An 11,516-nucleotide genomic window follows, 5' to 3' on the forward strand; every position below is an offset into this window, starting at 1 on the left:
ATATTTCGCTCTTTTCGCTTTATGCCGGGGTCCGTACTATTGGATCCAACAACTGGTGAACAGGGAGTTCGCCAGGATCAAGGATGATCGACCATTGCCTGGGAGGCGGCCGACAGGGAGTTGGATGGTCTTTGGAAAAACCCGCTTCGGCGGGTTTTTATTTGCCTGTCAAAAAGTTTCGGATGCCCCATAGGAGCTTATTTCTTGCCTTTCTTTGGGGCTGCCGGCAGCGGTGCGAACAACGCCTGCAGGTCTTCGTCGCGCAGCTTCCAGTCTCCGGCCGAGCGGCCATCCAGAACGCCTGCCGCCAGTGCCGATTTTTCCTGCTGCAAGCGCTGGATCTTCTCTTCCACCGTGCCTCGGGCAATCATCTTGTAGACGAATACAGGTTTGTCCTGGCCAATGCGATAGGCGCGGTCGGTGGCCTGGTTTTCTGCGGCCGGGTTCCACCAGGGATCATAGTGAATCACGGTGTCGGCAGCGGTCAGGTTCAGGCCGGTGCCGCCGGCTTTCAGACTGATCAGGAACACCGGCAACTTGCCGTTCTGGAATTCATGAATCGGTGTACGACGGTCCCGGGTCGCTCCTGTGAGCAGGGCATAGGGAATGCCGCGCTGTTCCAGCTCCTGCTCGATCAGGGTCAGCATCGAGGTGAATTGCGAGAACAGCAGGATCTTGCGACCTTCGGCCAGCAGTTCCTCGAACATCTCCATCAGGCTTTGCAGTTTGGCCGAGCTGCCCTGTTTGGCATTGACCGGCATATCGTCGTTGACCAGTCGCAGGTCGCAGCAGACCTGACGCAGCTTGAGCAGAGCCTCAAGAATGATGATCTGGCTGCGGGCCACGCCTTTGCGGGAGATCTCGTCGCGAACCTTCTTGTCCATGGCCAGGCGCACGGTCTCGTAGACGTCGCGTTGCGCGTCATTGAGTTCGACCCAGTGAATGATCTCGGTCTTGGGCGGCAGCTCGGTCGCCACCTGTTCCTTGGTGCGACGTAGCAGGAAGGGTTTTATGCGGGCGTTGAGGTGATGCAGGCGATCGACATTGCCGTGTTTTTCAATGGCCGTCCGGTAATTGCTGTTGAATTCCTTGCTGCTGCCCAGCCAGCCAGGCATCAGGAAGTGGAACAGCGACCACAGCTCGCCCAGATGGTTTTCCAGGGGCGTACCGCTCAGGCACAGGCGCTGGCGGGCATTGAGGTTGCGTGCGGCCTGGGCGGCCTTGCTGTTGGGGTTCTTGATGTACTGTGCTTCATCGAGAATCAGCACATGCAGCGGCAGTTTCTCCAGCAGTTCAAGATCCCGGGGCAGCAGGGCGTAGGTGGTCAGGATCAGGTCGTAGTCCTGAAGATTGCTGGCTTCCTGATGACGATTGGCGCCATACAGGGCCAGGACCTTGAGCTGAGGCGTGAAGTTTTCGGCTTCGTCCAGCCAGTTGGGGATCAGGCTGGTGGGCATGACCGCCAGGGCAGGGCGGTCGAGGCGTCCGGCCTGTTTCTCCATCAGCAGATGCGTCAGGGTCTGCAGGGTCTTGCCCAGTCCCATGTCATCGGCCAGCACGCCGCCCACTTCCAGCTCGCGCAAGGACTGCATCCAGCTCAGGCCTTCCAGTTGATAAGGGCGCAGCGTGGCATTCAGGCCTTCGGGCATGACGATCGGCGCATCCTTGATGTTCACCAGTCGTTCGGCGAACTGGCGCAGGCGGTCGCCGCCTTGCCATACCAGTGGCAGGTCATCGAGTTCGGTCAGGCGCGCCGCATCGGCCCGGCTCATGCGCAGGGTATTGCTGTCTTCCTCGCGCCAGTAGAAATCACCCAGGGTCGCCAGCACCGGCTTGAGCCGCCCGTAGGGCAGGGCGACCTGTACCGGGCCGCCGCCGTTCTGGGTGAAGTGATTGAGCTGGACCAGCAGTTGTTCTTCATCGCCGCGCTTGGCTACGGCCGAAGGGCTCATCAGTTCCGGGTGGCTGCGCAGCAGGTTGATCAGGATCGGCAGCAGGCTCAGGCGTTCGCCGTTGACGATGATGCCCAGTTCCAGGTCGAACCAGTCGCGTTCGGTTTCCTCGTCGATGACGGCATACCAGTCGTCCACGGGCGTGACATCGAAGCCGAAGTCATCGCGTATTTCGATTTCCCAGCCTTCCTCGCGCAGCCTTGGCAGGTCGTCCAGTACAAAATGCAGCCAGGCCTTGTCGGTAGGCAATTCATACATGTCCCCGGCGCTGTCGGGCAGAGCCTTGCTTTGTCGGGTGGCGACCTTGAAGCCGATGTCGTTCAGTTGCTGGCGATATTGCCGCTCCTGCTCGCCCTGGCGACGGATGCGCAGGGTTTCGGTTTCGGTGTGCTCGATGATGTCGCTCTTCTGGTTGACCAGATCGCTGCCCAGGGAACTGACCAGAATGCTGACGTTGGTAGTGCCGACTGCATAGTGCTTGCCATAGGCGAAGGCCAGGGCCGCACGGTGCTGGATGTGGCGCTGCATGCGACCGTTGCGCGGCTCGTAGGCGCTGAATTCGATACTGGCGAGTATCAGTCGCGGTGTGGGTTTGATGGTGTCGATCAGGCGCTCGGGCAGGGTGGTCTGATGTTCTGCAACCTCGCTGGCGTGGGAAGCCATGGCGGCAGCCAGGGCCTGCTTGTTGGCCGGGTCCTGCAGAAAATGCAGGGCCGCTACGCAATGCTTGCAATCGTTGTGTACCGGGCAGGTGCACTTGCAGACCAGAAAGTTCTTGTAGCGATCCGGATCCTTGAACAGCAGGGTCTGGGTATAGAGCTCGTACCCTGAGCCCCGGCAGGTGGTGCGAATGATCTGTGGGCTGGACTCTTCGAGTGCGATGCGATTTTGCAGGGCATAGCTGTACCCCCGCTCAAGAGTCTGGGGTTTGAATAGCTGTGTCCATGCCGAAGCAAGGACTTTTTCGAGAATGGACGACACTGTTTTAAAAAGCCCTACGCCTTAGCGATGCTCAAAAGAAAGGGAGCGCAGGTGCGCTCCTGAGTGCTCAAAGGGGAGAAACTTTTATCAGCAGGGCTAGGCTGCTGTTATCCAGATAGATCAGCTCGCCGTTCTTGACCCTGGCGGTCTGTTTCATGTGCTCACTGCTGATCAATATGCCATGAGGATCAAGCTGGTTGATCCAGAAGTTCGCGGATATATCGGTAAAGCGCGAGATTGCCAGGCTGATGGTGCCCTCCACCGGGAAGTGGCCAAGTTGTTCCTTGCCGCTGGTCACGGCCATTTTACTGTTTTCGGTGCCGATGCTCTGTTGCCAGGCCTTTTGCAGCAGTACCTGATATTTACCGCTGTCCTGAAGCTTGCTGGCCATGTCGTTCAATGCAGGGCTTCGCTCGTTGCCGGAGTCGATGCGGGTGGCGCCGGCGCTCCAGTCTTCGGGGGCGAACTGCAGTGTGGCGGCAGGCTCGCCGAGCTGGCGAAACAGGATCATTTCCACCTGATACAGGCTGTCGGCAAAGGCTGTCGGAGCGACAAGCGTCAGCAGCAGGATCAATGAACGGAACAGACGCATGGATGAATCCTTCAAGCAGTTTTCGGGGTCAGGCGCTCAAGCAGCGCTTCGATCGTATTGAAGCGCTCGTCGGGGCGCTCCATGGGGACCATGAATTTGAAGAGTGTGGCACCTTCGAACTTGTAGCGGTTGGGCTGGCTCTGGATCAGTTTGATCAGGGTCAGCGGGTCAACCGGGGTATCGGCTGCGAACTCCAGACGTCCACCCTGAGGCCCGGCATCGATCTTGCGGATGCCCAGTTTCTCGGCATGCAGCTTGAGCTGCGTGATGCGTATCAGGCTCTTGGTGGGTTCGGGCAGCAGGCCGAAGCGGTCGATCATCTCCACCTGCAGGTCCTTGAGGCCATCCTCGTCGGCAGCGTTGGCAATGCGCTTGTAGAGGATCAGGCGGGTATGCACGTCCGGCAGGTACGATTCGGGAATCAGTGCCGGAACCCGCAGGTTGATTTCCGGGCCGCCGCCCAGCGGCTGATCGAGGTTCGGCTGTTCGCCCTTGCGGATCGACTTGACGGCGCGTTCGAGCATTTCCATGTACAGGGTGAAGCCGACGGCCTGGATCTGGCCGCTCTGACCGTCGCCCAGCAGTTCGCCTGCGCCGCGGATTTCCAGATCGTTGGTGGCCAGTACAAAACCTGCGCCCAGGTCCTGGGTGTTGGCGATGGCTTCCAGGCGCTTCTCGGCATCGGGGGTGATCTGCTTGCGTGGTGGCGTCAGCAGATAGGCATAAGCCTGGTGATGACTGCGTCCGACCCGGCCGCGCAACTGGTGCAACTGCGCCAGACCGAACTTGTCGGCGCGCTCGATGATGATGGTGTTGGCGCTGGGCACGTCGATGCCGGTCTCGATGATGGTCGAGGCGATCAGTACGTTGAAGCGCTTGTGGTAGAAGTCGCTCATCACCTGTTCGAGTTCGCGCTCGCGCATCTGGCCGTGCCCGATACCGATACGTGCCTCGGGCACCAGTTCGGCCAGATCGGCGGCGCATTTCTCGATGGTCTTGACGTCGTTGTGCAGGTAGTAGACCTGACCGCCGCGCAGCAGCTCGCGCAACAGCGCTTCCTTGATGGTCGGCTTGTTCTGCTCCATGACAAAGGTGCGGACCGACAGTCTGCGGGCTGGTGGTGTGGCGATGATCGACAGATCGCGCATGCCCGACACGGCCATGTTCAGCGTACGCGGGATCGGTGTCGCGGTGAGGGTCAGGATATCGACTTCACTGCGTAGGGCCTTGAGCTGTTCTTTCTGGCGTACTCCGAAGCGGTGCTCTTCGTCGATGATCACCAGCCCCAGATTCTTGATTTTTACATCGTCCTGCAGCAGCTTGTGGGTGCCGATGACGATATCGATCTTGCCCTCGGCCAGATCGGCCACGGCAGCGCTCACGTCCTTGGCGGACTTGAAACGGCTCATGACTTCTACCCGGACTGGCCAGTCGGCAAAGCGGTCGCGGAAGCTGTTGTAATGCTGCTGGGCGAGCAGGGTGGTGGGCACCAGAATCGCTACCTGACGTCCGCCGTGTACGGCAATGAATGCGGCGCGCATCGCCACTTCGGTCTTGCCGAAACCCACATCGCCGCAGACCAGCCGGTCCATGGGCTTGGGCGCCAGCATGTCGGCGCGGACCGCTTCGATGGTGGTCTGCTGGTCCGGTGTTTCCTCGAACGGGAAACCGGCGCTGAACGTTGCGTAATCGGCTTTCGGGTCCTGGAAGGCATAGCCTTCGCGGGCAGCCCGGCGAGCGTAGATGTCCAGCAGCTCGGCGGCTACATCGCGCACCTGCTCGGCGGCCTTGCGCTTGGCTTTCTGCCAGGTTTCCGAGCCCAGGCGGTGCAGCGGCGCATTTTCGTCGTCGCTGCCGGTGTAGCGGGCGATCAGGTGCAGGTTGGCGACCGGTACATAGAGCTTGGCGTCTTCGGCATAGGCCAGCATCAGGAACTCGGCGACCTGATTTTCGACTTCCAGCGTCGCCAGCCCGAGGTAGCGACCAACGCCATGATCGATGTGCACCACCGGCGCGCCTTCGCGCAGTTCGGTGAGGTTCTTGATCACCGCATCGTTATTGCCGTTGTCGTTGCGCTTTTCACGGCGTCGGCGCTGCATGACCCGCTGCCCGAACAACGGGCTTTCGGCCACCAGGGCCAGTGCCGGTTGTTCCAGCACCAGACCTTCATCCAGAGGTGCGATGGTGATTGCCAGCCGGTCCTTGCCATTGACGAAGTCCAGCCAGCTATCGACGGTCCTGGGACGCAGTTTCAGGCGATCCAGCAGCTCCAGCAGCACTTCGCGGCGTCCGGCGGATTCTGCGGTGAACAGCACGCGACCGGGGAATTCGTCGAGAAAGGTCGACAGCGCGGCCAACGGCTGGCTGGCCTTGGCCTCGATGGCCAGATCCGGCAGCCCCTGGGCCGGGAAGCGTTCGCGACCGACACCGGGCTCGACATCCTGCTGGCTGGCAACCACTCGCGGCCAGCTCTTGAGGCGTGAAAAGCAGTCTTCCACCGGCAGGAACAGCTCGGCAGGCGGCAGCAGCGGGCGATCCGGGTCGATGCGACGCTCTTCGTAGCGGTTGCGTACATCGTTCCAGAAGTTTTCGGCGGCCTGTTCGATGCCCGGCAGCGAGAACACCTGGGTGTCCTGGGGCAGGTAGTCGAACAGGGTCGAGGTTTCCTCGAAGAACAGCGGAATGTAGTACTCGATCCCGGCTGGCGTGATGCCGCTGCTCAGGTCCTGGAAGATCGTACTGCGTCGGAAGTCCACGTCGAAGCGCTCGCGAAAGCGCGCCTTGAAGCGTGTGACTTCTTCTTTCTGCAACGGAAACTCCCGGGCCGGCAGCAGGCGGACCGACTCGACCTTGTCTATGGAGCGTTGCGTGTCGGGATCGAAGGTGCGCAGGGTTTCGATTTCGTCGTCGAACAGGTCGATCCGGTACGGCACCTTGCTGCCCATCGGAAACAGATCAATCAACGCGCCGCGCACGGTGAACTCGCCATGTTCGTACACCGTATCGACATAGCGATACCCACTGGCCTCCAGGCGTGTGCGCATGGCTTCGACATCGAGCTTCTGGCCGACATCCAGTACCAGGCTGCTGCCCAGCAGGAATTTGGTCGGGGCCAGCCGATGTAGGGCGGTGGTGATGGGAACTACCAATACGCCATGATCCAGTTCCGGCAGGTTGTAGAGGCTGGCGATACGCTGGGAAATGATGTCCTGATGCGGCGAGAACAGGTCGTAGGGCAGGGTTTCCCAGTCCGGAAAATGCAGGACCGGCAGTGTCGGCGCGAAGAACCTCAGTTCCTGCTCCAGCCGCTCGGCGCTCTGGCTGTCGGCGGTCAAAAGCAGGGTGAAGCGCTTGGCGGCGCTGGCTGCCTCGGCAATAGCCAGGCTCAGTGCGGCACCGGGAAGATTGCCCCAGTGTTGTTTGCCGGCAGCGGCAGGAAGAAGCGGTAGACGCAGAACGGGCACGGAAGGTCAGGCTCCAGGCGTTGCGACAGGGGCGGCGATTGTACCGGGGTAAGGTACTGGCTGTCAGTTTTCAGGTCAGCTTGAAGCATAAAAGCCCGGCGCGGCGATTTGTCGTTCATATGAGGAACAAAATGTAGTGCGCGTTGATCTGACAACGGCGCATTGCTCATAAACAAAGGCGGCGGCATAATGTAGCCCCTTTTTTCAGCCCCTACATGTGGAAGGTTCCCGTGACTCAGAAGCCCGACCAGTGTCTTGGTGAATGGATCGATCGTGAAGCGCTCGCCGAGGCGATGATTCCGCTTATCGGCCAGCTCTACCGCAATAACAATGTGGTGAGTTCGATCTATGGCCGCAGCCTGATCAACCGTTCAGTCATCGCGATTCTCAAAGCTCACCGCTTTGCCCGTCATCGCCAGTCCGATGCACTTGAGTTGTCCGTGCACGAAACTTTCCCGCTCGTCAAAGCGATGAGCGAGCTTGAGCTGGGTGCCGCTTCGGTGGACCTGGGCAAGCTGGCCGTGAAATTCAAGACCGAAGGCAATGGCCGTTCCGCCGAGCAGTTCGTGCGTGACGAACTGGCCAGTGTCGTTGGCAAGAAAAACGCCACTCCGGCCAAAGGCACTGACGTCGTGCTTTACGGTTTCGGTCGTATCGGTCGCCTGCTGGCCCGTATCCTGATCGAGAAGACCGGTGGTGGCGAAGGCCTGCGCCTGCGTGCCATCGTTGTCCGCAAAGGCGCGGAAAACGATCTGGTCAAGCGTGCCAGCCTGCTGCGTCGTGACTCGGTACATGGTCCTTTCGACGGCACCATCACCATCGACGAAGCCAACAGCACCCTGACTGCCAACGGCAACCTGATCCAGATCATCTACGCCAAGAACCCTGCCGAGGTGGATTACACCCAGTACGGTATCAAGGACGCCCTGCTGGTGGACAACACCGGTGTATGGCGTGATGCCGACGGTCTGGGCCAGCATCTGGCATGCCCGGGTATCGACCGCGTTGTTCTGACCGCGCCTGGCAAGGGCAAGCTGAAGAACATCGTGCACGGTATCAACCACGGTGAAATCACGGCCGACGACAAGATCGTGTCCGCTGCATCCTGCACCACCAACGCCATCGTGCCGGTGCTCAAGGCTGTCAACGACAAGTTCGGTATCGTCAACGGTCACGTTGAAACGGTTCACTCGTACACCAACGACCAGAACCTGATCGACAACTTCCACAAGGGCGATCGTCGTGGCCGCAGCGCGGCGCTGAACATGGTCATCACCGAAACCGGTGCTGCCACTGCTGCTGCCAAGGCTCTGCCTGAACTGGCCGGCAAGCTGACCGGTAACGCGATCCGCGTTCCGACGCCGAACGTTTCCATGGCCATTCTCAACCTCAACCTCGAGAAAGCCACCAGCCGCGAAGAAATGAACGAGTACCTGCGTCACATGGCGCTGCACTCGGACCTGCACAAGCAGATCGATTTCGTGAACTCGCAGGAAGTGGTTTCCACCGACTTCGTTGGCTCGCGCCACGCTGGTGTCGTGGATGGCGAAGCAACCATCGTCAATGACAACCGCGTTGTTCTGTACGTCTGGTACGACAACGAATTCGGTTACAGCTGCCAGGTTGTTCGCGTCATGGAAGATATCGCCGGCGTCAACCCGCCAGCCTTCCCGCAGTAATGATGTAATTGCCCGGTCTTGCCGGGCAGTTCCCCAAACGGGCCGAATCCTGTATCTACAGGTTTCGGCCCGTTTTGTTTATGGAGAGTCGCTTGATGAGCGGTGGTTCGACAATGGATTGTGCGCAGAAACAGCTCAAAAGCAGTTTTTTCATGTTGTTTCTGACGATTTTCATCCCTTTTGGCCTGGGGCACTTCGTCTCTTACATGTTCCGTACGGTCAATGCCGTGATCTACGTCGATCTGCAGACGGACCTGAGCCTGCCTGCGAGCAGTCTGGGATTGTTGACGGGGGCCTATTTCCTGACCTTCGCGGCAGCGCAGATTCCGCTGGGTGTCATGCTCGATCGTTACGGTCCTCGCAGCGTGCAGGCGCCGATGCTGCTGCTCGCGGTACTGGGTGCGGTGATTTTCAGCATATCCAGCACCGAAGCGGGTCTGCTGGTGGGGCGCGGCCTGATCGGCCTGGGGGTGGCGGGTTCGCTGATGAGTGCCATCAAGGCCTGCGCCATCTGGTTGCCGCCTGAGCGTCTGCCCTTGAGTACGGCTTGCCTGCTGTCGATTGGCGGGCTGGGTGCCATGGCTTCAACGACGCCCTTGCATGTGCTGCTCAGTTGGTTCACCTGGCGTGAAGCGTTTCTGATTCTGGCGTTGCTGACTTTTTGTGTCGCCGTGATCATTCACGTCAGCGTCCCCCGGACTTACGAAGCCAGGAGCACGCGTTACTCCGATATGTTCGCTGCCGTGGGCAAGCTCTATTCGTCATGGACCTTCTGGCGCCTGGCTCTGTACTCGGTATTCGCCCATGCGATTTACATGTCGGTGCTGTCGTTGTGGATGGGACCGTGGTTGCGCGATATGGCCGGTCTGAGTGATTCGGGTATGGCCAGCGTGTTGCTGTTCGGCACTGTCGCCATGGTTGCCGGTTCTCTGGCGTTTGGTGCCATAACCGATTATCTGCGCCGTTTCGGGGTGCAGCCGATCATGGTCTGCGGTGCGGGGATGGTGATCTTTATCGTCTTCCAGATGCTCATGGCCAGCGGCTTGCCGGTTTCACCGTACCTGATTGCCATGGGGTTCAGCTTTTTTGGTACGTCCACCACCATGAACTACGCCATCGTTGCCCAGTCGGTTGCACCCGAACTGGCGGGACGAGTGAGTTCGTCCTTCAACCTGGTGGTATTCGTACTCGCGTTTTTCCTGCAATGGCTGATGGGGATCGTGCTGAATCTATGGCCGATGGGCGAGGGGGCAGGGCACCCGGTGGAGGCTTATCAGTGGTCGCTGGGCCTGATGATTGCCTTGCAGTTGCCGGGTGTGTTGCTGTGGCTGAGTTTCAGGCCCTGGAAGCTCAAGGTCTGAAAACGAAAATGCCCCGACACCGGGTCGGGGCATTGTGATGTTGCGTTGCTACAGTGCTGATCAGGCTGTAGCTGTAACACCCGGGGTTTGCAGTTTGTGTCCGCCCTTGCGGAACAGCACCAGTGTTGCGATCAGGCCCAGGATCGCAGCGCCGGTCAGCCAGATACCAGGCGCAGCCTTGTTGTCCAGTACATGGATCAGGTAGGTACATGCCGCCGGGGTGAAGCCACCGAAGGTTGCAGTCGCCAGGCTGTAGGCCAGGGAGAAACCGGTGGTGCGAACGTCTACCGGCATGATTTCGGTCAGGGCTACCACCATGGCGCCGTTATAAGAGCCATACAGGAACGAGAACCACAGCTCCACCATCAGCAGATTGCCGAAGCTCGGGTGTGCCACCAGCCACGACAGGGCCGGATAGGCTGTTGCGATGGCCAGCACGGTTGCAGCGATCAGGAGTGGCTTGCGCCCGATACGGTCGGAGAACGAACCCATGATCGGCAGCCAGATAAAGTTGGACACGCCCACGCAGACCGTTACCAGCAGGCTGTCGATGTCCGACAGATGCAGTTCGTTCTTGCCGAAGGTCGGGGTGTAGGCAGTGATCAGGTAGAAGGACACGGTGGTCATCACGACCAGCGCCATACCGCCCAGCACCAGGCCGAAGTTCTGGCTGATGGAGCGCATGACTTCGCTCAGGTTCGGACGATGGGTACGGGCCTCGAACTCGGGCGACTCTTCCAGGGAGCGGCGGATGATGAAGATGGCCGGTACGATCAGGCAGCCCACCAGGAACGGCACGCGCCAGCCCCATTCGCCCATCTGATCAGGGCTGAGCCAATGGTTGAGGCCGACGCCCAGCAGGCCGGCGAAAACCACGGCAGCCTGTTGACTGGCCGACTGCCAGCTGACGAAGAAACCTTTGCGACCCGGCGTGGAAATTTCCGCCAGATAGACCGAAACGCCACCCAGCTCCACGCCCGCGGAGAAGCCCTGCAGCAGACGGCCCAGCAGAACCAGCAGGGGAGCGGCAACGCCCAGGGTTGCGTAACCCGGTACGCAGGCGATCAACACAGTGCCCAGAGCCATCAGCGCCAACGTGATGATCAGCCCTTTGCGGCGACCGTGACGGTCAATGTAGGCACCCAGGAAAATCGCACCCAGAGGGCGCATCAGGAAGCCGGCACCAAAGGTAGCCAGCGAAAGCATCAGGGACGCGAATGCGCTGTCGGCAGGGAAGAAGGTCTTGGCGATGGCTGTGGCGTAGAAGCCGTAGACCATGAAGTCGAACATTTCAAGAAAGTTACCGCTGACAACGCGAAAAATCGCCTTGCCCTTGCCTGTGTTTGAGGCCATTGGAAATACTCACTTAGGCTGTATAGCTAGGGGATCCGTTGTATTTATGTCCTGCTTTGCACCGGTGAAGGCTCAAGCCCGCACCTGACGCATAATTGTAACCATATGTGTAAACGCCTTCGAAAACAACCTTC

Annotated in this window: 6 protein-coding genes; 2 read left to right on the top strand and 4 right to left on the bottom strand. The window is 59.8% G+C overall.

Annotation, left to right across the window (positions count from 1 at the left end):
- Window positions 1–197: 197 nt before the first annotated feature.
- From JSY17_RS15330 to mfd, 3 genes are all read right to left on the bottom strand, one after another.
- Window positions 198–2,933 (bottom strand): DEAD/DEAH box helicase, encoded by a 2,736-nt coding sequence (locus JSY17_RS15330; RefSeq protein ID WP_206402263.1) that lies wholly within the window; start codon window positions 2,931–2,933, stop codon window positions 198–200.
- Between the two features lie 67 nt (window positions 2,934–3,000).
- Window positions 3,001–3,525, bottom strand: a complete 525-nt coding sequence (locus JSY17_RS15335) for a CsiV family protein (RefSeq protein ID WP_117181311.1) — start codon at window positions 3,523–3,525, stop codon at window positions 3,001–3,003.
- Between the two features lie 11 nt (window positions 3,526–3,536).
- A complete protein-coding gene (mfd, locus tag JSY17_RS15340; protein ID WP_206402265.1) occupies window positions 3,537–6,989 on the bottom strand; it encodes a transcription-repair coupling factor in 3,453 nt (1,150 codons plus the stop codon).
- A gap of 215 nt (window positions 6,990–7,204) precedes the next feature.
- Here mfd and JSY17_RS15345 point away from each other — a divergent pair, with 215 nt between their 5' ends.
- Both JSY17_RS15345 and JSY17_RS15350 read left to right on the top strand, forming a co-directional pair.
- Window positions 7,205–8,668: a glyceraldehyde-3-phosphate dehydrogenase gene (locus JSY17_RS15345; RefSeq protein ID WP_117181313.1), complete on the top strand. Its 1,464-nt coding sequence runs from the start codon at window positions 7,205–7,207 to the stop codon at window positions 8,666–8,668.
- Window positions 8,669–8,763: 95 nt separating this feature from the next.
- Window positions 8,764–10,029, top strand: coding sequence for an MFS transporter (locus JSY17_RS15350; RefSeq protein ID WP_206402267.1), 1,266 nt, complete (start codon window positions 8,764–8,766; stop codon window positions 10,027–10,029).
- Between the two features lie 60 nt (window positions 10,030–10,089).
- Here the strand turns inward: JSY17_RS15350 and tcuC are convergent, their stop codons facing one another.
- The gene (gene tcuC, locus JSY17_RS15355; protein WP_117166552.1) at window positions 10,090–11,382 is read right to left on the bottom strand and encodes an MFS transporter; all 1,293 of its coding nucleotides are present in this window, start codon (window positions 11,380–11,382) and stop codon (window positions 10,090–10,092) included.
- Window positions 11,383–11,516: the final 134 nt, after the last annotated feature.

The organism is Pseudomonas capsici, from assembly GCF_017165765.1.
GTDB classification, from domain to species: domain Bacteria; phylum Pseudomonadota; class Gammaproteobacteria; order Pseudomonadales; family Pseudomonadaceae; genus Aquipseudomonas; species Aquipseudomonas capsici.